Here is a 22,750-nt window from a genome sequence, read left to right as displayed (position 1 = left end):
TTGTCTTGATCACAAGATACTGACGGAGGCTACACATGGAGAGATTGCTACTAACAATTAACCGGGATGCACTCATTCGACTTCAGTTTATGCCTGGCGTGGGCTTAGCGGGACGACGTAAGGTTTGGCAATTTCTTCAGGCAGAAGCAAAGGTACCGCTAACGTTAACAAATTTATTGGCTTGCTTAGCATTGCCGGAAACAAAAGCCAACCAGCTGATCAATTGTTGGCGTGATTCACGGTTGTCAGATACAATTGCGCGTAATCAGCAGTTCAGCAAGATAACAACTATTCTCGATGAAGACTATCCTGCATATTTAAAAGAAATATACACGGCGCCGCTCGTATTATTTAGTCGTGGCAATTGGCAACTGACTCAGCAGCCAGGACTGGCTGTTGTTGGCGCGCGCCAAGCGACCGCATATTCCTACGCTACTCTTAAACAGTGGTTACCAGCTGTTGTCGCGACAAAGATCCCGATTATTTCTGGATTGGCAGCAGGCGTCGATGCGCTTAGTCACCAACTGGCTGTTCAGCATAATGGTCACACTATCGGAGTCATTGGTACTGGGTTAGACATTGCCTATCCAGCAGCCAATCGTTCTTTACAACAAACCTTGATGCGAACTCAGTTAGTGATCAGCGAATATCCGCTTGGCACCGGGCCAGCGCGACATCGTTTTCCTGAACGCAACCGAATTATCGCTGGCCTATCGCAAAGTGTCTTAGTGACAGAGGCAGCAATCCATTCAGGAAGTTTGATCACAGCTAACATTGGCCTTCAAGAAAACCGCAATGTCATGGCGATTCCCGGTCGGGTGACAGACCCATTGTCCGCCGGTTGCAACGCATTAATTAGTGCTGGTGCAACTCCCGTTTGCAATGTAGAGACTATTTTAAATGAACTGCAGTTTCAGAGCTAACTGCTCAAATCATCGACTATTATATAGTAGAAAATTCTCGTTTTAGTTGACAGCTTATGTAACTGTGCAGTATGGTGATTTAGATTTGACTGTGCTTATGTGTACGGTTAGACGCTGATGAACAGGACGTTTCATCAGCCGGTAATCAATAATGTTAACAAAGGAGTTGCTTCATGGCGACCTCAAAAACTAAAACAAAAACAAGGGCGAAAACTAAAAAGAACTTGGTGATTGTGGAATCGCCTTCCAAGGCGAAAACAATCGAAAAGTACTTAGGCCGCAACTACAAGGTTGTTGCAAGTAAAGGCCATATTCGGGACTTGCCTAAGTCACAAATGGGTGTCGACGTCGACAACGATTATGAACCGCATTACATTTCTATTCGTGGTAAAGGCGACACCATTAAAGAACTCAAAAAAGATGCTAAAAACGCTAAACGAGTTTACCTAGCGTCTGACCCGGATCGTGAAGGGGAAGCCATCGCATGGCACTTATCCCACTTATTAAATTTAGATCCTGAAGAAAAGAATCGTGTCGTTTTTAACGAAATTACTAAGGACACTGTTAAAAACGCATTCAAACAACCGCGCGATATTGACATGGACTTAGTCGATGCGCAACAAGCGCGGCGAGTGTTGGATCGTTTGGTAGGTTACTCAATTTCGCCAATTCTATGGAAAAAGGTGAAAAAGGGGCTGTCCGCAGGTCGTGTTCAGAGTGTTGCGCTTGCGCTGATCATCAAGCGTGAGGAAGAAATCAAGGCCTTCCAGCCAGTAGAATACTGGTCCATTGACTCTGAATTCCAAAAAGGTCGGCAGAAGTTTGCTGCCAGCTTTTATGGGATTCACGGCAAAAAAGCCGGCTTGAAAGATAACGATGCCGTTCAAGAGATCCTAAAGCAGATTGACCAAAAAGCCAATTTTAATATCACTGATGTTGTGCGTAAGGAACGTCGGCGTATGCCACAACCGCCATTTACGACATCAACCATGCAACAAGTGGCCAACCGTCAATTGAATTACCGGACTCGGAAAACGATGATGGCGGCTCAACAGCTGTATGAAGGAATTAATATTGGTAAGGGCGGCAGTGTTGGTCTGATTACCTATATGCGGACCGATTCAACACGAATTGCGCACATTGCAAAGCAAGAAGCTTCAAAGTATATTCATGAAGAATATGGTGCAGAATATGCAGCCGTTAAGCCGGTTAAGGGTAAATTGCCAGAAGGGGCACAGGATGCCCATGAAGCTGTTCGGCCAACCAGTGTTTACCGGACACCAGCTGAGATGAAGCAGTATCTGACTAACGATCAATTTCGTTTATACCAATTGATCTGGAATCGTTTCGTTGCGTCACAAATGACCGCCGAAGTCTCCGATACCATGACGGTGACGATTGATCAAAACGATGTTCAGTTCCGTGCCAATGGTTCTAAAACGAAATTTGCTGGTTTTACCAAAGTCTACAAAGGTGCTGCTGAAAAGGATAATGTTTTACCAGACTTAAACGTAGATGACACGGTTAAGATGGTTAAGAACGATCCACAACAACATTTCACGCAGCCACCGGCACGTTACTCAGAAGCCAATTTAATTCACGCATTGGAAGAAAACGGTGTTGGTCGGCCATCCACGTATGCGCCAACGCTGGACACGATTCAACGACGGAACTACGTCAAGCTTGAATCCCGGCGTTTTGTACCTACTGAACTTGGTGAAATCGTCAATGGTGTTATCGTCGATTTCTTCCCTGATATTGAAAACATCGAGTTTACTGCTGGTCTAGAAGAAAAGCTTGACGGCATTGAAAAGGGCTCAGAAGAATGGGTAAAAGTGGTTGATGAGTTCTTCAAACCATTTTCGACTGAAGTAAAAAAAGCCGAAGATAACATGGAGAAAATCAAAATCAAGGATGAAGCAGCCGGCTTTGACTGTGACATTTGTGGTGCGCCAATGGTCATTAAAATGGGCCGTTATGGCAAGTTCTACGCTTGTTCGCGTTTTCCAGATTGTCGTAACACCAAAGCTATCGTTAAGGAAATTGGTGTCATTTGTCCTAAGTGTCATAAGGGTCAAATCATCGAACGTAAGTCTAAGCGAAACCGAGTTTTCTATGGCTGTTCACGCTTCCCGGACTGTGACTTTGTGTCATGGGACAAGCCAATTGGCCGTGATTGTCCTAAAGATGGTCACTTCTTGGTCGAAAAGAAGGTCAAAGGTGGCAAACAGGTTGTTTGTCCAAATGGCGATTACGAAGAAGACGTTCAAAAATAGCGATTTATCGAGTTGATCGTCATTAAGTTACATTTGCGCATTCCTAATCTTGTGGTTCATGCTATGAGATTAAGGGTGCGTTTTTACTTCCAGACGGTGTAGAATACACACATGCAGTTACACACCGTTTGATAAAAATTCAATCATTCACTTAACGAATAGAAATGAGGCATCAGCATGGCATCGACACCCACTGTAAACGTAATTGGCGCTGGTCTGGCAGGTAGTGAGGCAGCTTATCACATCGCCAAGGCCGGTGTAAACGTCAAACTTTTCGAAATGCGACCAACAAAGTTAACCCCAGCTCATGAAACTGGTAATTTTGCGGAACTGGTTTGTACAAACTCTCTGCGAGCTAATCAAATTAGCAACGCGGCAGGTCTACTCAAGGCTGAAATGAGACATTTGGACAGTATCGTTATCCGCTCAGCAGATGCAAATGCAGTGCCTGCCGGCGGCGCCTTGGCGGTTGACCGGACGCCATTTGCCGAACAAATCACCAATGAACTGAAACAGATGCCTAATGTCGAGGTCGTGAGTGAGGAAGTCACTGCCATTCCTGACGGCATTACCGTTATGGCGACTGGTCCGTTGACCGCTGGTCCCTTGGCTGAGGCCATTAAGTCATTTACGGCAGAAGACGACCTGCATTTCTTTGACGCGGCTGCACCAATTTTAAACAAAGATTCACTGGATATGGATAAGGTGTATTTAAAGTCCCGTTATGACAAGGGAGAAGCATCTTATCTCAATGCCCCGATGAACGAGGAAGAGTACAACGCTTTTTATGACGCCTTGATTCACGCTGAGACCGCCGATGTACATGATTTCGAAGACAGCGATGTGTTTGAGGGCTGTATGCCCGTTGAGGTTATGGCAAAACGTGGTCGGCAGACGTTGTTGTACGGCCCGTTGAAACCCGTTGGCTTAGATGATCCTAAAACGGGCAAGCGCCCGTTTGCGGTTGTACAGCTGCGCCAGGATAATGCAGCCGGTGACTTGTACAACATCGTTGGCTTCCAAACGCATTTGAAGTGGGGTGAGCAAAAGCGGGTGTTCCGCATGATTCCCGGTCTAGAAAAGGCCACATTCGTGCGTTACGGCGTTATGCACCGTAATTCGTTCCTGAAGTCACCTAAACTATTACAGGCAACGTACCAAACCAAGTCTCGGCCAACGCTGCTGTTTGCCGGTCAAATGACGGGTGTTGAAGGGTATATTGAAAGTGCCGCATCTGGTATTCTGGCCGGTATTAACGCTGCCAAACTTGCTTTGGGACAAGATACCGTTACCTTTCCAAAAACAACGATGGTCGGGTCAATGGCAAACTACATTACTACTGCGGATGCAGAACATTTTCAGCCAATGAATGCCAACTTTGGGATTGTGCCAGGGTTAGACCACCGCATTCGTGACAAACGTGAACGGAATACTGCAGTAGCTCACCGTGCGTTAACTGATCTTGACGAATTTTTACCCACTGTCGGTATTGAACCAGTTGCTGTGGCTGCTGAACAACCGACCCCTGAAGCCTAGTTATCGGTGGCAGTCTAAATGGGTTCCACTTGTCATATTTGTGGCGAAGATAGTCAGATCCTTTTTTCTGGCAGTTAATAGTGATGAACAGCATTGCTGTAAATACAACGTTTTAATTCGTAAAAACTAAATGGCAAGTCGATGTTTCTGTTCGTTTGTAAACGCTTGTCAAGCCCTCGTTATTTTGCTAATGTTAGCGGTAACGAGGGCTTTTATTTATGGCAGAAAAAGATATCACATCCGACCAAAGTCAACTAGAAACCGATTGGGTTCAACTATTTTTGACGTATCTGCAGGTTGAACGGCGTTATGCAGTTAATACAGTGACAGCGTACCAAGAAGACTTACAAGAATTCATTCAATTCATGAAGGATAACGGTGGTTTAAAATCATTTACCACAATTGATCATTTAGATATTCGGGTGTACCTGAGTTACTTGTATGATGCACATTATTCGAGAACTAGCACAGCGCGAAAAATTTCATCACTACGTTCTTTTTACGGCTTTTTAGTTAAAAATGATTTGGTTAAAGATAACCCGTTTGTGTACGTTAATTTAAAAAAACACCCGTCAACGCTACCACGATTTTTCTACGACAAGGAGATCGACGAGTTGTTGAAGACGGCTAGTGGGGATGGCAGCAAGCCGCTACAATTCCGTGACCGGGCTCTAATTGAGATGTTGTATGCGACGGGAATGCGGGTTTCTGAATGTGCTGGACTGCGCTATCAGGATCTCGATTTCTCAACTCACATGATCTTAGTACATGGTAAAGGTGACAAAGAACGGTACGTCCCGTTTGGCCGCTACGCAAGTGATGCACTTGATGCGTACGAGCAGCAGTGCCGTACACCATTAATGACTAAATATCATCAACAACATGACTACGTCTTTATTAATCGATATGGTCATCCACTGACCAGTGCAGGGATTGAATACGCGCTGAAGCAGGTGATGAAACAAAGTTCACTGACTGGCGATATTCATCCTCATATGCTGCGGCATTCGTTTGCCACACAGATGTTAAACGGTGGGGCTGACTTGCGCACTGTGCAGGAATTACTCGGTCACAGCAGCTTGTCCACGACCCAGATATACACGCATGTAACCAAAGAAAATTTACAAGCCAGCTATCGCAATTATTTTCCACGCGCTGTTGATCATGGCCGTGGCGGTCCAGATGAGCCAGAAAGTTAGCTTGGGTGACACAAGTATCAGAAATGTTTAAATCTGGTTTTAATCTAGGAGGAAAAAATGATTAAGTTGTCGAATGAAGAATTAACGGTTGCCATCAATGAGCATGGCGCGGAGTTAACCAGCGTCAAAGATGTACAAACGCACGTAGAATACATGTGGCAGGCAGATAAAAAGTTTTGGGGACGTCATGCGCCTGTTTTATTTCCCATTGTTGGTCGGCTACACGATGATCAGTATCGGTATCAGGACAAAACTTATTCAATGACCCAGCATGGCTTTGCTCGTGATCAAGATTTTTTGGTGACAGCACAAACTGCGACTAGCGTTACTTTTACTTTAAAGGATAACGATGCCAGTCGCATCAAATACCCGTTTGCCTTCCAATTAGACATTATGTTTAGTTTATTAGGGCGCCAGCTAAGCGTGGAATATCGCGTTGCCAACCCGAGCGATGAACCAATTTACTTTTCCATCGGTGGTCACCCTGGTTTCAATGTGCCACTCGGTGATAGTCAAGGGACGTTCAATGACTATACCGTGGCCGCTACTCCGGCTCAAACTTATTCATCATTGAAACTTGATGGTCCGTTTAGCGATGTTGACCATCCAACAACCTTGAACTTTGAGCGACCAATGAAACTTAACCATGATTTGTTTGAACACGATGCTAAGATTCTTCAACTAGACCAACAACCAGCGACGTTAACACTAACATCAGGGTTGAACGAGCATGGCATTGCCGTCACCCTTCAAAACGCTGATTACGTGGGCGTTTGGTCACCATACCCGGCTAAGGCGCCGTTCGTTTGTATCGAACCTTGGTGGGGGATTGCTGACGCAGTGAATGCGGATGGTGACCTGACGAAAAAGTTTGGCATTCATGAGTTGTATCCACAAGCGATGTTTAACGCGGACTATAGTATTGAGTACTTCTAGGATTCTTTAATATCCGCAACAAATTTTAACTAAATTATGGGCGCAATAAAACAGCGTTTACTAACATTTTGATGTGTTAGCAAACGCTGTTTCTAGTCGTTTAACAAGATTGCGGTAAAAGATCATTTGGCCTCAGTCGAAGGCGCATCAGCAGTAGACGTGTTGTTAACTGACTGTGCTTCTTCACTGGTCACTTTGGCTGTGGCTTTTGGCGTTTTAGAAGCTGTGGAAGCCTCATTTTTAACGCTTTCCGGATTCGTGTCAGCTTTGTCATTTTCAATGTCGACGGTTTTCGAATCATCGGTGTCATCCTTTGGCTTGATTGGATGGGATAGTCGGTATCGTCGATACAACCCAAACGGCACCATGTTTTCGGTACCAGCCTTGATACGATCCAAATTAGCGCGGTGCCGGTAAATGATAAATAGAGTCAGTACAAATGCGACCGTGGTCAGGACGCCATCTTGATATAGCAATGACAGAAACGTGATGATCGTCAGGGCGGCCATCGAAGCCACTGAAACCATGCTAGTAATGTAAACTAAGCTGCCGAAGATAATGCAGGCCACGATGAAAAATGGAAAATTATAGCCTGCCAGAATGCCGGCACTGGTTGCGACAGCCTTGCCGCCTTTAAATCCGTCAAAGATAGAAAAGGTATTACCGAGAATGGCACCCAGTCCAATCAGTAAACCGTTAATAACGACACCATGAACGATGGGGGCACCAAATACAACTGGTTGTAACGTTGATAAAGCGCCTTTTAGGATATCAATGAGCATGACGACCGTGCCAGCTGTTTTGCCGAGGACGCGGTATGTGTTAGTAGTGCCAATGTTGCCAGAACCAGCTTTGCGAATATCTGTATGGAAGAAGATCTTGCCAATCCATACACCGGTGGGAATTGACCCTAATAAATAGGCCACCAAGAGCATAATCAGTAATTTGAGCATGGGTAACTTCCTTTGTTAAAACTGAATGTGTTCTATTTTATCATGAAGACCATTGACTGCCAATTCAATTCATAAACTGATGCTTGACAGATCTGCAATCTCATGCGAACATACATTCGTATCGGGTGACGGTTCCGCGAAATTTATGATGTTTTTCATAGTCAGAAATAGCTGATTAAAACTCAGGTGACTCAAAAATGTCATGCCAAACTTGGTCGGAGTGTGTTATTTTAATTTAGACAGTCTATTTACGTTGTGCTTAAAGTACACGTTTTAAAGAGAGGATGTTGGGTACATGGCTTCATCAGCCAAAGATTACAATGCATCAAGTATTCAAATATTGCATGGCCTGGAAGCTGTTCGCAAACGCCCAGGGATGTACATCGGTTCAACGGATGCGCGGGGCCTTCATCATTTGGTCTACGAAATCGTAGATAATGCGGTTGATGAAGCGCTGGCTGGTTTCGGTAAAGAAATCAACGTAACGATTCACGCAGACAACTCCATTACGGTTAAGGATCATGGCCGGGGGATGCCGGTGGGGATGCACGAGTCCGGCGTGCCAACACCAGAAGTTATCTTAACCGTTCTCCATGCTGGGGGTAAGTTTAACGACAGCAGCTACAAGACTTCCGGAGGACTGCATGGTGTTGGTTCCTCCGTTGTTAACGCCTTATCTGAGTGGTTAACGGTCACCATCGTTAAAGACGGAATGAAATATCAAGAAGACTTTAAGGACGGTGGGCATCCAGTTGGCACATTAGTTAAATTGGGTAAAACTAAAGAACACAATGGGACAACTGTGTCGTTTAAGCCGGACCCAAGTGTTTTCACTACAGTCGTTTATAACTTTGGCACCTTGGAAGAACGGCTACGGGAATCAGCATTCTTACTGACAAACGTCAAAATCACGCTCACAGATGAACGCGCCGGACAGGAACGTACTGAAGAATTTCACTACCCTGATGGCATCAAGGAGTTTGTTGCCTATTTAAACGAAGATAAAGACACTCTTGACGATGTTATGTACTTTGATGGCAGTAAAGAAGGCGTCGAGGTTGAAGTTGCAGCACAATATAACGACGGTTATTCGGAAACAATGCTGTCGTTTGTTAACAACGTGCGTACTCCTGGCGGTGGGACACATGAAGCAGGGTTACGATCCGCTTGGACGAAGGCGTTCAACGAATATGCCCGTAAGGTTGGTCTGCTGAAAGAGAAGGATAAGAACCTCGAAGGCTCTGACGTTCGTGAAGGATTATCCGTCGTCTTGTCGTTGAGAATACCGGAATCTATTCTTGAATTCGAAGGGCAAACAAAGGACAAGCTTGGCACCAGCGAAGCTCGCACAATTGTTGATAATGTTGTGAACGAACAATTAGGCTTTTACCTCATGGAAAACGGCGAGTTTGCTCAAATGTTGATTCGCAAGTCCTTGCAAGCTCGCCAAGCACGGGAAGCTGCCCGCAAAGCACGTGACGAAAGCCGTAATGGTAAGAAAAAGGGACGTCAGGAACGATTACTTTCAGGTAAACTGACGCCTGCACAATCCAAAAATGCTAAACGCAACGAATTATTCTTAGTTGAAGGTGATTCTGCCGGTGGGTCTGCTAAGCAAGGTCGGGATCGTAAGTTCCAAGCCATTTTGCCGTTACGTGGGAAAGTATTAAACACGGAAAAAGCAAAGTTGCAAGACATTGTCAAAAATGAAGAGATCAACACCATGATTTATACGATTGGTGCCGGTGTTGGTGCTGATTTTGATATTAAAGATGCCAATTATGACAAGATTATTATCATGACAGATGCCGATGATGATGGCGCTCATATTCAAATTTTGCTACTGACCTTCTTCTACAAATATATGCGGCCAATGATCGACGCCGGCCGAGTGTACATTGCCTTACCACCTCTTTACAAGCTTCAAAAGGGTGTTGGCAAGAAAACTCAGATTGAATATGCTTGGACGGATGCTGAATTAACTGGCAAAGAGCAAAAGATTGGCCGTGGCTATTCTCTCCAGCGGTTCAAAGGTCTCGGTGAAATGAATGCTGATCAGTTGTGGGAAACAACAATGGATCCATCAAGCCGTACGTTAATTCGAGTTCGGATTGATGACGCGGCCTTAGCAGAGCGTCGGGTTACCACGTTGATGGGAGATAAAGTTGAACCACGACGGAAATGGATTGAAGACAATGTTGCCTTCAACTTGGAAGAAGACGGTTCAATTCTTGATAATGCAGCCGTTAACTCAGCCCATCATGTTGAAGACGATGAGCCAAATAATGAAAACGACGAAGATGTAGATACATCGACGACAGTAGCAACTGTCAGTCAAAAAGAACCAACGACTGACAAAGATTCAGTTGATGACCAAGGTTCTAAACACCAAGGCCCAACAATTACTGTTTGGGACAATAAATAATTAGTTAATTAATTAAACAAGGTGCTTGTTTTAATGCAGGAAAGGAGCAGAACTTGTGGCAGATGACACACAAAACATTCAGGAACTAACCCTGGAAGATGTCATGGGTGAACGGTTTGGCCGTTACTCAAAATCCATTATTCAGGATCGTGCCTTGCCAGATATTCGTGATGGCTTAAAGCCAGTTCAGCGGCGCATTTTATACGCTATGAACAAGGATGGTAATACTTTTGATAAAGCATTCCGTAAATCTGCTAAATCCGTAGGTAACGTCATGGGTAATTACCATCCACATGGTGACTCATCCATTTACGAAGCCATGGTACGTATGAGTCAAGACTGGAAGTTACGAGCACCGCTGATTGAAATGCACGGAAACAATGGGTCAATTGATGCTGATCCGCCGGCCGCAATGCGTTACACAGAAGCACGGTTAAGCAAAATATCAGGGACCATGTTGCAAGATATTGACAAGGAAACTGTCGATTTTGTGCCAAACTTTGATGACACCGAGGAAGAACCGACAGTTTTGCCGGCTCGTTTCCCGAATTTACTGGTAAATGGTGCTAGCGGCATCTCTGCTGGTTATGCGACAGAAATTCCACCGCATAATTTAAACGAACTGATTGATGCACTGATTTATTTACTAGCCCATCCTAAGGCATCAACTGATGACTTGATGGAGTTTGTAAAGGGGCCGGATTTTCCGACAGGCGGCATTATTCAAGGCTTAGACGGCATTAAGAAGGCTTATAATACTGGTGCCGGCCGTATCGTGTTGCGTTCTAAAACGGCCTTCAAGCCTCTTAAGGGTGGCAAGCAGGAAATTGAAATCACGGAAATTCCGTATGAAGTCAATAAAGCACTGCTTGTTAAAAAAATGGACGAGATCCGGATTATGAAAAAGGTCGAGGGAATCGTTGAAGTACGTGACGAATCTGATCGACAGGGACTGACCATTGCCGTCGAGTTAAAAGCTGATGCAGATGCACAGGGAATTTTGAATTATTTGTTGAAAAACACTGATTTGCAGATCACCTATAATTTCAACATGGTTGCTATTCATAACATGCGGCCGGAACGAGTTGGCTTAAAAACAGCATTGCAGGCGTACATTGACTTTCAACGTGAGGTAATTACCAAACGGACGCAGTATGATCTGAACAAGGCAAAAAAGCGTCAACATATTGTTGATGGTTTGATTAAAGCCTTATCCATCTTGGATGAAGTAATTCAGACTATTCGTGGAAGTAAAAACCGTAAAGATGCCAAGCAAAACTTGATGGATAAGTATGACTTTACTGATCCTCAGGCGGAAGCAATTGTGACGTTACAGTTATATCGTTTGACTAATACCGATGTAACTGAGTTGCGTCGTGAACATGCGGAACTGGACGCTCAGATTGAAAAACTTGAAGACATCTTGGCCAATGACGCATCGCTGCGCAAAGTGATGCGCACACAGATGCAGGATGTCAAAAAGCAATTTGGGTCACCACGGTTGACTCAAATCGAGGACCAAATTGAAGAACTTAAGGTGGATCGAACTGTTATGGTTGCCGATGAAACCGTTGTTTTAATGGTTTCACATGATGGCTATATCAAACGAAGTTCACCAAGGTCTTACCAAGCCTCTTCTGAAAACGACAACGGTCTCAAAGAAGAGGACTACCCGATCTTGCTGAAGCCAGTTTCTACGCTGGATCATTTATTTATGTTTACCAGCAAAGGAAACCTGATTTACCGTCCGATTCACGAGGTTACTGATGCTCGGTGGAAAGATACTGGGGAGCACATTTCCCAATCAATTGGCCTAGCAGATGATGAAGAGCTTATCGCTGCCTTTACATTCAGCAGTTTGGAAGAGCCAGGTAATTTTGTTATTGCTACTGCTCATGGTCTCATCAAACAGACAGCCTTCATGGATCTGTTACCAGGGCGAACGTACAAGAAACGAGCTAGTGTCTTTGAAAAGTTCAAGCAACCGGATGATCAAGTCGTTGATATCACATATGTTGATTCAAGCGATCCGTTGACGGTTATGTTAATGTCACGTAATGGCCTTGGACTACGTTATGACTTGGCCGAAGTACCAACCAATGGTGCACGAACCAGTGGTGCCAAGTCGATGGATCTGCGTGGCGATGACATTGTTGTCAATATGCAACTGGTTAAAGACTCCGATGATGCCATCATTGTTACTCAGCGCGGTGCCTTGAAGAAAATGGCCATTAGTGAAGTGCCGGTTACAAGTCGTGCTCGTAAAGGTGTTTTATGCCTGCGGGAGCTCAAGGCTAACCCACATGAAATCGTTGCTTTTATTGCGGTTGCTCATGACAGTGTGGCCCCCGTTGAAGTGGTTACAAGCCGTGGTATTCGTCATGACATTTTGCCTGCTGAACATGAACGTAATGCACGTTATTCAAATGGCTCATTTGTGATTGATATTGATACTGAAGGCGTGCCGACATCACTGCGGCATAAGGAACAGACACTAATTCTTAATTAGCCTAAAAAAGCAACAGGCGGTTTATCAACTAGCTATACCACCGAAAATTAAGCATAATGATTCGTTGACTCAAAAGTTAACGGCCATTATGCTTTTTGCGTTCCATTATTGGATTTATAGATAGGCTTCTCCATTGCATTAGTGAATCGGAGTGCGTATGATTATCACTGTACCAATATGACTGCAGGACAAACACATAAAATCATTTTGCATTATTTAAAAATAATGATGAATTCAGTTTTAATGCTTGCGTAAACAGACTTCTATTGCGTACAATTATCGTATCGAAAAGATTTTGTTTATAATAGATGATCAATTTGAAAGGCGGCTGGATAATGAAAAGCAAACAGGAGACTATCTTTTCTTCGAAAACATTGACCTACTTTTTACAACTGGCAGAAACAATGAATTATACACAGGCAGCCCAAATTCTTGGGATTACACAGCCTGCATTAACGCAACAAATTAAAAAACTTGAACGAACAGTGGGCGCACCATTATTTTATTCAGTCGGAAAAAAATTACGTTTGTCAGAAGCTGGTAACACCATGCTTAGTGCAACACACGAAATTTATGAAGTATTGAACCAAGCAACGGATGAGATTCAGCAATCAACGTCTGCTGAATCTGGCGAAATCAACATCGGACTATTAGCTTCCGTTGAATATTCTGTGTTCGAAGATTTTGCCATTCAGTACTACAAAGAAAACCCTGACGTTACTATCAACTTCCACATGTTGACGCGGAAGGAAATCTGGGATCGCTTGGAGAACAATCGCATTGATCTAGCGATTATGTATTTGCCAGATGACAGCATTAAAAACCGGAAGCCATACCGTTCAAAGAAAATCATCACTGAAGATCTATTGTTCATTCATAACGATGAAAAAATGGCTAAACGGAAAAAAATTCGTTTGAAAGATACCCTTAACAATGTCTGGGTCACATATCCACGTGAATATTATTTAGACCAGGTTTTGCGTGAAAACTACAAAAATGCCATGGTTGATTTACCTAATGCGGTGGCCCGTTTTACAACACCGGACCAAATTTATCAATTCAGTGCCGAAACTGGGGCCTACACAGCACTGCCAAATAGTTATATTATTGCTAAGGGAGCTGACAGCAATTTACACGCTGCGCAGTTTGAACCCGGAATTAAATTTGACTTAGCGTTCGTTTTCCGTAAAGATAAAGATGAGATTCCTCGTGTGGGTCGTTTACTCGATGCGTTTGATTCATACTTGGAAGCCGATGATTACATTTCGCGGCTGACTCAAATTCATGATCAAAAATATGGTGTTAATCACCATGACGAAGGAGCAAAAGATTAATGAGTAAGGAACTGGTTTTTGGACACCAAAGTCCTGACACTGACGCAATTGTTGCTGCAAAGGCATATTCATACTTACAAAACAAACTTGGGTATGATACTGAAGCGGTTGCTTTAGGCGAACCAAACGAAGAAACACAATTTGTTTTAAACTATTTTGACGAACCAACACCACGGGTGATCACTAAGGCCAGTGACGAAGTTGATTCAGTTATGTTAGTTGACCATAACGAACATCAACAAAGTGTTTCTGACATTGAAGATGTTACAGTTACTCACGTTGTTGACCATCACCGCATCGCCAACTTCTCAACCTCATCACCACTTTTTTATCGTGCAGAACCAGTTGGTTGTACAAGTACGATTCTGATGAAGATGTTTGATGAATACAAAATTGAAATTCCGGCACAATTGGCTGGCTTGATGTTGTCTGCGATTATCTCAGACACACTTCTACTGAAGTCACCAACCACAACGGATGACGATAAGGCCGCTGTCATTGCATTAGCTGAAATTGCTGATGTTGATTACAAGACATATGGTTTGGAAGAGCTTAAAGCTGGTACCAACCTATCTTCTAAGAGTGAAGCCGAATTAATCGAACAGGATGCAAAGTCATTCGAAATGGGTGGTAAAAACATCCGTATTGACCAAATTAACACAGTTGACTTGGACGAAGTCTTTGCTCGTCAAGACAAGCTTGAAGCAGCTATGGCTGCCGATGCCAAGGAAAAGGGTTATGATTTATTCCTTGTCTTGGTTACCAACATCTTGGACAGCGACTCCCGCCTGTTAGTTTGGGGTGAACCAACTGATGTTGTTGAAAAGGCGTTCAATACAACGTTGACTAACAACACGGCCAGTTTGCCCGGTGTTGTTTCACGTAAGAAGCAAGTGGTTCCACCATTGCAAGACCAATTTAAATAAGCGATTTAATAAAGACGTTTACAGTGTATCTGTAGACGTTTTTTTATCGAGCCACTACGGATAATAAGTATAAATAGTTGTCTCACATCATCCCACAGCGAATAATATACGTATAAGAAACTGAATGGAGGCGTTAACAATGGCAGAAGAACACGAATTAACGTTTGATGACGAAGTTGTGGCTCAATTAAAGCCCTTACTTATCGATGAAAATCAATTATTATTAAGCTACGATGATGGTGTCGGCCCGTACTCACACCATGGTCTGGTAGCACTCCAAGTGTCGTTTCAGTTCGTAGTTGTGGGCAAAGATGCAAATGTCGATGATTATCAAGCATTGATTCCTTCTAATTTAGGCCCTGTGCGCTATAAAGACTATTCTGGTCGATTCCTTGGTAAACAGTTGCATGCGACGTTTAACCGCCTTATGCACACAATTAAGCTATCTGACGAGGGTGAACAGATCGATGATAATGTTGAGGTTGTTGTTGATGCATCAGCCAGTCAATCAGCACAGTCAAACTAATATGAGCGACATAATAGTGTGAGAAATATTACGCTCCAAAGTCCTGAGAATGCCGCTTAATCCAAAACTGACCCATTCCCAAAGCCAGGGAATAGGTCAGTTTTTCTACCTGAAGTCAAGTGTATCAAGTGTTTATCGGGAATAAGTTATCCCGAGTTTTAAGAATTTAGATACACTTAAATAAACCTACCAACTGGTAAGTTTTTTTAAAGCGTGCTATGGTGTTTTTGACTAAGAACGCTTACTTCTGCAGGCAATCGTATAGTCATATTTTTGATTCGTCATTACTAAATGGTACATGGTTGAAATGAGTCGATCCATGGCGCCAATCGCAATCTTCTTCGTTCCAGTAGACGGAGAAGATTTTTTTCTGTTCTGATACCAGTCATTAATGTGATTAGGGTGTCCGCGTGCTGCCGTCGCTGCGATATTACCAATGCTGCGAAAAAGAATTTTATGTTAATGTTCGTTTTCAAATTGGACTTATGTCACAGCTGCTTCCTAAGACAAATGCAAAGTGATAGAGATACTGTTCTTTTCGGTTTGAGCAGAATGCTTGCGTTATTCTCGATTTTGCGGAGAATAAAGTTATCGCTAAGTATGCAAGACACAATTTAGTTGTGTACAAGATATACTTTTTGATCTATAAGGAGGGTCACTATGAAATTATCCATGTCATCAGATGCTAAAACTAAAATTGCGGCCGTTATGGGCCCGAATCAACGTTTATTACTCAGTTTTGACGATGGTGTCGGGCCGTTTTCAAACGTCGGCTATTGCTCACTGGATACGTCGTTTGATCTGATCATTGTCGACAAGGATGCACTGACACCGGACTATGACGCTATGATTGATTCAGATCTAGGCCCTGTGGCTGTAAAAGGCTACAGTAAGACTTATATGTCCGAACACATGCAATTAACAGAAAATACAACATTTCACACCTTACAACTAACTGGTGATAGTGAACAGCTGGATCCAAACGTTCAAATCAGGGTGATGTCTGGTTCAACAGCAGAATAGTCGCACAAACATCATCAGCACTCGGCAATGTTGATTTACAAGGAGAAGGAGACCTGACAATTGGCAAAAGACAAACAAGCAAACATTGATAGATTAAGTCCAGAAGCATACGCCGTTACCCAGGAAGCCGCCACCGAACGGCCGTTTTCTGGTAAGTATGACGCCTTCTATCAAGATGGCATTTACGTTGATATTGTCAGTGGTGAACCGTTATTTTCCTCAACGGATAAATATGATGCCGGTTGTGGCTGGCCGTCATTCACACATCCGATAACGAAAGGAACGTTAGCGGAGCATCGTGACCAATCATTGGGCATGGAAAGAACAGAAGTCCGCAGTAAGGAAGCGGATTCTCACTTGGGTCACGTGTTCACGGACGGACCTCAAACAGAGGGTGGACTTCGCTACTGCATTAACTCGGCGGCTCTGAAGTTTATTCCGGCAGACGAATTGACACGCAATGGTTACGAAAAATATGCTAAACTGTTCCCAAACGTTAAGCAGGTTTAATAATAGTGATGGAGGCGCATTAAATGGCAGAAGAGACGGCAATTTTTGCAGGTGGTTGTTTTTGGTGTATGGTCAAGCCGTTTGAAACGGTAGCTGGCATCAATAAGGTGGTATCAGGTTATACCGGTGGACATGTGCCTAATCCAACATATGAACAGGTATGTAGCCATACAACTGGGCATACAGAAGCAGTTAAAATTTGGTTTGACCCAGAAGTAATGTCCTACGACAAACTGGTTCAAATCTATTGGCAACAAACGGACCCTACAGATGCGATGGGTCAATTCCAGGATCGTGGTGATAGTTATCGTCCCGTTATTTTTGTCAAAGATGAGACACAACGTCGAATTGCAGAGGCTTCCAAAAAGGCACTAGCTGAATCCGGTCGTTTTGATGCACCAATTGTGACGCAAATTGAAGATGCCAAACCATTTTATCCGGCGGAAGATTACCATCAGGATTTCTATAAAAAGAATCCGTTGCGTTATGCAATGCAGGAGAGTGGCGGCCGTGAAGCCTTTATTGATAAGAAATGGAAGACAGCTGAACCGACCTCAAAAACAACTGACTAATGTTAATAAACGTAATCTTACTTCTAATTAGAATACCGAGTATGCTAAAATAATGTCATGTAAACTATTCCACTAGGGGTGTTCGGCAATTGCTGAACTGAGACGATAGATATCGGACCCTTCGAACCTGTAAGTTGAGACTTGCGAAGGAAAGTGGCCAGTGTGTGATTGTTTTTTAGGCACTGAACCTTTTTCCTATGGTTCAGTGCCTTTTTTGTCGCCGTTTAACGTCGCTGTCTATTTATTGAGTTTCTGATCAGTATCATCAATATTAGTTACTGTTTGACACCATTATCGAATTGGAGGATCACAATGAACTTGTCTTTATTGGAAACCATCCGGAAAACTAACCCTGTTGTTTTTACTGTTGCTAACAGTGTCACGATTGCGGAAGTGGCAAACGCCGTTAACGCTATCGGTGCTTCTCCCATTATGTCAAAAGCTAAGGAAGAGGCCGGCGATTTGGTGGGGATTGCTGGCGCAGTTGCGTTAAATTTAGGTACTTGGACGCCTGATCAAATTGGCCAAATGGTGACTGTTGGCAGCCTGGCCAATCAGCATCAACGGCCGGTTGTGATCGATCCGGTAGCGGTTGGGTTACCAAGCCGCCGCCAACAGTTTGATCGACTAATAGCCAATACCCAGCCAACAGTTATTCGAGCAAACGCAGGAGAAATGGCAGCATTGTCAGGAGATTTATCTAACAGTAAGGGAATTGACGCTACGGGTGCTGTGTCTGATCCTAAACGCATTGTTCAGGCTGTGGCACTGCATTATCATTGTGTTGCTGTGATGACCGGAGCTGTCGATTGGATCAGCGATGGTCAGCAGACAGTCAGTCTTCATGTCGGAACACCATTGTTTGCGACGCACGTTGGTTCAGGAGACATGCTTAGCAGCGTTTTAGCTGCATACTTAGCAGTGGAGCCGAATGCGATGACGGCTGCAGTGACTGGTACTGCCATTTTTGGTGCAACCGGTCAATGGGCAGTTAACCAAGCTGATCTAACACTTATGCAGCCTGGTTCGTTTGGTATCGCCTTGATGGATAGTTTTAGTCAAGTGACAGTAGAAGCGCTGTTACCATATCTTAAAGATAAGGTCGTAGATGAATAATGACAGAACAGATGACATCACAATTTCCACAAGCGCTTTCCATTGCAGGATCTGATTCCGGTGGTGGCGCAGGCATGCAGGCCGATTTAAAAACAATCCAAGAACGGCACGTTTTCGCAACAACAGTTTTAGTGGCTATTACCGCCCAAAATACCTTGGGTGTGCAGGACTTCATGGCTTTGCCAACCAAAATTATTGACGAACAGTTTGTTTCGTTAGATGCTGATTTGGCCATTAAGGCTTGTAAGACTGGCATGCTTGCTGACACTATCCGTGTTCATAATGTTGTTGAAAATCTAACCCGTTATGACTTTGGTCCACTCACGGTTGATCCAGTGATGATTGCTAAAGGTGGTGCGCCATTATTAGCCGAAGATGCTATTGCAACTGTTAAAAAGGAACTAATTCCGTTAGCCACCATCGTGACACCAAATCTACCTGAAGCTGAGGCGCTGACGGGGTTAACCATTAAAAATGATGCCGACATGCAGCGCGCCGGACAACAATTGCAGGCGATGGGGGCCAAAAACGTGATGGTCAAAGGTGGTCACGAAGCGGATCCGACAACGGCCAGTGATTTTGTTTTACTTGAAAACGGGCGATCTTTTTGGCTGAGAAGTCCACGCTTTGATACGCACAATACGCACGGTACCGGCGACACGCTATCTGCTTGTATCACTGCAGAATTAGCTAAGGGTAGCGACATTGAAACGGCCATTCGGACTGGTAAAGCCTATGTTAGTGCCACAATTGCACAAGGTATCAAAGTGGGTCACGGTCATGGTCCGCTTAATCACTGGGCTGTGGTATCGGAGGAATAAACAAGCGATGAAATTTCAGAAAGAACAATTAGCAGCCTATTTTGTTGCGGGTTCTCAGGACATGATTGACGGCCGCCAACTGCCAGATGTTTTAAAAACGGCCATTGCTGGCGGTATCACGGCTTTTCAATATCGTGAGAAGGGTCCTCAAGCGCTTTCTGGTGCCGCCAAATTGAAATTGGGCGGCATATTAAGAGAGTTATGCAAACAAGCTAAGATTCCGTTTATCGTTGATGACGACGTTGAACTAGCGAGACAGCTCGATGCCGATGGGGTCCATGTTGGACAATCGGATGAGGCAATTGCTAAGGTCATCGACGAAGCACCAGACATGATTATTGGTTACTCGTGTCACACACTTGTCCAGATTCAAAAGGCTAATGTGCTCTCTGCCGTGGACTACATCGGTAGCGGTCCAATTTTTCCAACCATTTCCAAAGCTGACGCAGATCCGGCCGTTGGAACTGGCGGGCTGACAAAACTGGTTAATGCATCAGTGAAACCCATTGTTGCAATTGGTGGTATTAGTCTGGCTAACCTTGATGAAATTAAGGCTACTGGCGCGGCAGGTGCCGCAGTCATCAGTTTATTAACGAGGGCTAAGGATATCAAAAGCGCTGCAACTACTATTCGACAAGCCTTTTCAAACAAATCTTGAGCCTTGTTTATGAACGTACTTCTACGCTTGCAACACTCTGTGAAAATCGCTACACTAAGTGACGTTTATAAAATCCTTTGGAGGCAGTGAAATGAAAAACAGACCTAAACCAATAAATCCGGCAATGCCGACAAATATTGCGGTGGTAATGCTTACTTTAGGCGTTCTTGTTGGTGGAATTATTGGCTGGCTACTGCCAATCCCATTTGACGGTTCATTTATCTTAGGTGTGGTTAGCATGTTGATTTTTGATTTTGCCTTTTTGGTTATTTACCGACGCGTAACGATTGCCAAACAAAAGGCAGCAAATGCACAATTGGCCGCTATGCAGTCAACTAACCAACCTGCTGAAAAAAAGTAGACTGGTAGATTGCGGTGTTACTAAGTTGTGCTATGCTTGACTGTGAAATAACAGCAGAAATGGCTGTTATTTTGGGCCCGTAGCTCAGTTGGGAGAGCGCCTGCTTCGCATGTAGGAGGTCGACAGTTCGAATCTGTTCGGGTCCATAAAAGTCTTATTAAGAATCAACATGAAATGCAAAGGCATCCTGTTCCCAGAAATTTAGGAACAGGATGCCTTTGTGTTAGGATGGCTTTTAAAGTTTTTGGAACACAAGCTCATTCATTGTCGTTGGTCCTACGTAAGTCAGTGCTACAACCAGTTTAGGTGTGCTCACTTAAGTTCAACATTCTGGTAATTGTAATTAACTCCCGCACTACTGTAAACCAAATTGCGAATGTTGCTACGTTGAAGCGTACCGCCAACCGATGAGCTCCAGAAAAGCGGCACAATACCAACTTCTTTGGTCAGAATGCGTTGGGCATTTAAGAGGTCTTGATAACGGGCGTTGCCATTTAAGGCGTCTTGGCCGGCGGCTAAATCCATATCGTGATCAAACGCTGTACTCGTCCATTTTGCGTTAATTTGTTTATTTTGACTTTGAAAAAGCGATAAGAAGGTTGTCGGGTCGTTAAAATCGCCATTCCAAGTTAAAATCGTGGCGTCATAATTACCCGAAGTAATGTCACTTAACTGCGCCTTTAAGGGAACTGTTTGGACATTAACCGTTACGTGAGGCAGTTTTTGCCACTGGGATTGAAGATATTCTGCCAGCTGTTTGCCGTTGTTTTGATCATTCGCTAATAGCGTAATGTTCAGATTTTGTTTGCCACTTTCTTTGAGACCAGTTGCCATAAGTTGTTTTGCATGTGCCATATCATATGTGGTCACTGCGGTCACCGCTGCTTCACTGGCAAAATCCTTATGTGTCGATGGATTGGTAACCAGTTTTGCCGGGGTAAAGCCAGTTGCGGGAGTAGAACCGTCTTGCAACGTATTCTGCGTTAGCTGCTGGCGGTTAATCGCATTTGACAAGGCCTGGCGCACAGATTGGTTTTGTAGTGGTGACTTTTTTGTTTGATTAAGGCCAACAAAGCCAGAGGCCGCACCACTGCGATATTTATAATCGGCTGCCTGCTTTTCATTAGCGACTTGTGTGCCAGACAGCCTGACAAGGTCGGCTTTGCCTGTCTTATACAGGTTTAATGCCGTGCTTGGGTCTTTGACAACCGTAAAGTGAATACTGTTTAAATGCACAGTACGTTTGGCCCAGTAAGCATCATTGCGCTTAAGTGTCCACGTATTATTGGTACCGTGCCAGCCAGTTACTTTAAAAGCGCCGTTGTAAACTTGATGTTGAGCGGTTAGACCGTATTGCTTACCATATTTTGTGACAACTCGATGATCCTGAGGGAGAAACTGTGGCATTGTTAATAGTTGCTTGAAATAAGGAATCGGTTTATCGAGAATAACCAACAAGTGGTAGCGTGATGTCGCGTGAACGCCTAAACTTTGAACTGGGGCCGAGCCTTTTTGAATCTTATCAGCGTTGTGTACGCCAGAAAACAGGTAAGCATACTGAGAAGCCGTTTTAGGATCATTGGTTCGCTGCCATGCCTGCACGAAATCCTTTGCCGTTACAACATCACCATTTGACCAATGCGTATTGTGCCGGAGTGTGAAGTTCCATTGAAGACCATTTTTCGAAACGGTTGTGTGTGTCGCAAGTGCCTGCGCTGGTGTGCTGTTGGTTGTTTTGTAAAGGCCAGTCATAGTGTTGGCCAATGCGGTGTGAGAAGTGCTGTCCGTAGCCTTTGATGGATCCAAAGTGATCATCTCAGTGGGTGAAACGACGGTCATGGTTTTCTTACTCGTGGTATTACGATGGCAGGCTGCTAAACTCGTGGCCGTTAATAATGAACTGACAATTAATGCAATTTTTGTAAAGCGTTTCATGAATATCTTCCCCTATGAAAGTTTTGATTAACCCAGTAAAAAAGACAGCCCACGCGGACTGTCTTTGGTCAAAAAAACACCAAGTCCGCGGTTTGATACCCATGCAGACTTGATGTCTAAAGCACATCAATGAATAAGCCGGCACGGATACAATTTGAGTATCACACTCAGATTGCATCCGTGTTAACGGCGGTTACGCAACCTGATTACC

18 protein-coding genes, 1 tRNA gene, 1 pseudogene and 1 riboswitch are annotated in these 22,750 nt (G+C 44.0%); of the genes and pseudogenes, 18 read left to right on the top strand and 2 right to left on the bottom strand.

All coding sequences use genetic code 11. The features are described from left to right. Positions 1-35 precede the first annotated feature (35 nt). From dprA to G400_RS0101535, 5 genes are all read left to right on the top strand, one after another. Positions 36-923, top strand: a complete 888-nt coding sequence (gene dprA, locus G400_RS0101555) for a DNA-processing protein DprA (RefSeq protein ID WP_017261890.1) — start codon at positions 36-38, stop codon at positions 921-923. A gap of 173 nt (positions 924-1,096) precedes the next feature. Continuing rightward, the gene (gene topA, locus G400_RS0101550) at positions 1,097-3,199 is read left to right on the top strand and encodes a type I DNA topoisomerase (protein WP_017261889.1); all 2,103 of its coding nucleotides are present in this window, start codon (positions 1,097-1,099) and stop codon (positions 3,197-3,199) included. Between the two features lie 177 nt (positions 3,200-3,376). Next, positions 3,377-4,735: a methylenetetrahydrofolate--tRNA-(uracil(54)-C(5))-methyltransferase (FADH(2)-oxidizing) TrmFO gene (trmFO, locus tag G400_RS0101545; protein ID WP_017261888.1), complete on the top strand. Its 1,359-nt coding sequence runs from the start codon at positions 3,377-3,379 to the stop codon at positions 4,733-4,735. 218 nt (positions 4,736-4,953) lie between these two features. Then, a complete protein-coding gene (gene xerC / locus G400_RS0101540; protein WP_017261887.1) occupies positions 4,954-5,934 on the top strand; it encodes a tyrosine recombinase XerC in 981 nt (326 codons plus the stop codon). Positions 5,935-5,991: 57 nt separating this feature from the next. Continuing rightward, positions 5,992-6,870: an aldose 1-epimerase family protein gene (locus tag G400_RS0101535; RefSeq protein WP_017261886.1), complete on the top strand. Its 879-nt coding sequence runs from the start codon at positions 5,992-5,994 to the stop codon at positions 6,868-6,870. A 350-nt stretch (positions 6,871-7,220) separates the two neighbouring features. On the opposite strand, the pseudogene plsY reads toward G400_RS0101535, so the two are convergent. Next, positions 7,221-7,823, bottom strand: a pseudogene (plsY, locus tag G400_RS14230) (glycerol-3-phosphate 1-O-acyltransferase PlsY); the annotation flags it as partial. Between the two features lie 295 nt (positions 7,824-8,118). Here plsY and parE point away from each other — a divergent pair. From parE to G400_RS0101465, 13 genes are all read left to right on the top strand, one after another. Then, the gene (parE, locus tag G400_RS0101525) at positions 8,119-10,248 is read left to right on the top strand and encodes a DNA topoisomerase IV subunit B (RefSeq protein ID WP_017261884.1); all 2,130 of its coding nucleotides are present in this window, start codon (positions 8,119-8,121) and stop codon (positions 10,246-10,248) included. 55 nt (positions 10,249-10,303) lie between these two features. Continuing rightward, positions 10,304-12,757: a DNA topoisomerase IV subunit A gene (gene parC, locus G400_RS0101520; protein ID WP_017261883.1), complete on the top strand. Its 2,454-nt coding sequence runs from the start codon at positions 10,304-10,306 to the stop codon at positions 12,755-12,757. A 335-nt stretch (positions 12,758-13,092) separates the two neighbouring features. Beyond that, positions 13,093-14,091 (top strand): LysR family transcriptional regulator, encoded by a 999-nt coding sequence (locus G400_RS0101515; RefSeq protein ID WP_017261882.1) that lies wholly within the window; start codon positions 13,093-13,095, stop codon positions 14,089-14,091. Then, complete coding sequence (locus G400_RS0101510) at positions 14,091-15,017, top strand: manganese-dependent inorganic pyrophosphatase (protein WP_017261881.1); 927 nt, start codon at positions 14,091-14,093, stop codon at positions 15,015-15,017. The genes G400_RS0101515 and G400_RS0101510 overlap by 1 nt, the downstream gene beginning before the upstream one ends. Positions 15,018-15,156: 139 nt before the next feature. Then, positions 15,157-15,543 (top strand): iron-sulfur cluster biosynthesis family protein, encoded by a 387-nt coding sequence (locus tag G400_RS0101505; protein ID WP_017261880.1) that lies wholly within the window; start codon positions 15,157-15,159, stop codon positions 15,541-15,543. 660 nt (positions 15,544-16,203) lie between these two features. Then, positions 16,204-16,566 (top strand): iron-sulfur cluster biosynthesis family protein, encoded by a 363-nt coding sequence (locus tag G400_RS0101500; protein ID WP_017261879.1) that lies wholly within the window; start codon positions 16,204-16,206, stop codon positions 16,564-16,566. 60 nt (positions 16,567-16,626) lie between these two features. Beyond that, complete coding sequence (msrB, locus tag G400_RS0101495) at positions 16,627-17,076, top strand: peptide-methionine (R)-S-oxide reductase MsrB (protein ID WP_017261878.1); 450 nt, start codon at positions 16,627-16,629, stop codon at positions 17,074-17,076. Between the two features lie 23 nt (positions 17,077-17,099). Further along, positions 17,100-17,648 carry a peptide-methionine (S)-S-oxide reductase MsrA gene (gene msrA, locus G400_RS0101490; protein WP_017261877.1) on the top strand — a complete coding sequence of 183 codons (549 nt, stop codon included), beginning with the start codon at positions 17,100-17,102 and terminating at the stop codon, positions 17,646-17,648. Positions 17,649-17,712: 64 nt separating this feature from the next. Continuing rightward, positions 17,713-17,817: riboswitch (TPP riboswitch) on the top strand. A gap of 143 nt (positions 17,818-17,960) precedes the next feature. Further along, on the top strand, positions 17,961-18,764 hold the full coding sequence (gene thiM / locus G400_RS0101485) for a hydroxyethylthiazole kinase (protein WP_017261876.1): 804 nt from the start codon (positions 17,961-17,963) through the stop codon (positions 18,762-18,764). An 11-nt stretch (positions 18,765-18,775) separates the two neighbouring features. After that, positions 18,776-19,585, top strand: coding sequence for a bifunctional hydroxymethylpyrimidine kinase/phosphomethylpyrimidine kinase (gene thiD, locus G400_RS0101480; protein WP_026017142.1), 810 nt, complete (start codon positions 18,776-18,778; stop codon positions 19,583-19,585). Positions 19,586-19,592: 7 nt separating this feature from the next. Further along, positions 19,593-20,243, top strand: a complete 651-nt coding sequence (gene thiE, locus G400_RS0101475) for a thiamine phosphate synthase (RefSeq protein WP_017261874.1) — start codon at positions 19,593-19,595, stop codon at positions 20,241-20,243. A 91-nt stretch (positions 20,244-20,334) separates the two neighbouring features. Continuing rightward, positions 20,335-20,604, top strand: a complete 270-nt coding sequence (locus tag G400_RS0101470; protein WP_017261873.1) for a hypothetical protein — start codon at positions 20,335-20,337, stop codon at positions 20,602-20,604. Between the two features lie 73 nt (positions 20,605-20,677). Beyond that, positions 20,678-20,750: transfer RNA gene (locus tag G400_RS0101465), tRNA-Ala, on the top strand. A gap of 166 nt (positions 20,751-20,916) precedes the next feature. On the opposite strand, the gene G400_RS0101460 is transcribed toward G400_RS0101465, so the two are convergent. Beyond that, on the bottom strand, positions 20,917-22,539 hold the full coding sequence (locus tag G400_RS0101460; RefSeq protein WP_017261872.1) for a peptide ABC transporter substrate-binding protein: 1,623 nt from the start codon (positions 22,537-22,539) through the stop codon (positions 20,917-20,919). Positions 22,540-22,750: the final 211 nt, after the last annotated feature.

The sequence above is a fragment of the Furfurilactobacillus rossiae DSM 15814 genome (assembly GCF_000428925.1).
In the GTDB taxonomy this organism is placed as follows: domain Bacteria; phylum Bacillota; class Bacilli; order Lactobacillales; family Lactobacillaceae; genus Furfurilactobacillus; species Furfurilactobacillus rossiae.
Note: the sequence above shows the minus strand (reverse complement) of the source record. Positions and strands in the feature narration are given on the sequence as shown.

What these genes read in the sequence shown, in the direction of transcription:
- dprA (WP_017261890.1), top strand. Translation starts at nt 36, where the DNA reads ATGGAGAGATTGCTACTAACAATTAACCGGGATGCACTCATTCGACTT.
- topA (WP_017261889.1), top strand. Translation starts at nt 1,097, where the DNA reads ATGGCGACCTCAAAAACTAAAACAAAAACAAGGGCGAAAACTAAAAAG.
- trmFO (WP_017261888.1), top strand. Translation starts at nt 3,377, where the DNA reads ATGGCATCGACACCCACTGTAAACGTAATTGGCGCTGGTCTGGCAGGT.
- xerC (WP_017261887.1), top strand. Translation starts at nt 4,954, where the DNA reads ATGGCAGAAAAAGATATCACATCCGACCAAAGTCAACTAGAAACCGAT.
- G400_RS0101535 (WP_017261886.1), top strand. Translation starts at nt 5,992, where the DNA reads ATGATTAAGTTGTCGAATGAAGAATTAACGGTTGCCATCAATGAGCAT.
- parE (WP_017261884.1), top strand. Translation starts at nt 8,119, where the DNA reads ATGGCTTCATCAGCCAAAGATTACAATGCATCAAGTATTCAAATATTG.
- G400_RS0101515 (WP_017261882.1), top strand. Translation starts at nt 13,093, where the DNA reads ATGAAAAGCAAACAGGAGACTATCTTTTCTTCGAAAACATTGACCTAC.
- G400_RS0101510 (WP_017261881.1), top strand. Translation starts at nt 14,091, where the DNA reads ATGAGTAAGGAACTGGTTTTTGGACACCAAAGTCCTGACACTGACGCA.
- G400_RS0101505 (WP_017261880.1), top strand. Translation starts at nt 15,157, where the DNA reads ATGGCAGAAGAACACGAATTAACGTTTGATGACGAAGTTGTGGCTCAA.
- G400_RS0101500 (WP_017261879.1), top strand. Translation starts at nt 16,204, where the DNA reads ATGAAATTATCCATGTCATCAGATGCTAAAACTAAAATTGCGGCCGTT.
- msrA (WP_017261877.1), top strand. Translation starts at nt 17,100, where the DNA reads ATGGCAGAAGAGACGGCAATTTTTGCAGGTGGTTGTTTTTGGTGTATG.
- thiM (WP_017261876.1), top strand. Translation starts at nt 17,961, where the DNA reads ATGAACTTGTCTTTATTGGAAACCATCCGGAAAACTAACCCTGTTGTT.
- thiD (WP_026017142.1), top strand. Translation starts at nt 18,776, where the DNA reads ATGACATCACAATTTCCACAAGCGCTTTCCATTGCAGGATCTGATTCC.
- thiE (WP_017261874.1), top strand. Translation starts at nt 19,593, where the DNA reads ATGAAATTTCAGAAAGAACAATTAGCAGCCTATTTTGTTGCGGGTTCT.
- G400_RS0101470 (WP_017261873.1), top strand. Translation starts at nt 20,335, where the DNA reads ATGAAAAACAGACCTAAACCAATAAATCCGGCAATGCCGACAAATATT.
- G400_RS0101460 (WP_017261872.1), bottom strand. Translation starts at nt 22,539, where the DNA reads ATGAAACGCTTTACAAAAATTGCATTAATTGTCAGTTCATTATTAACG.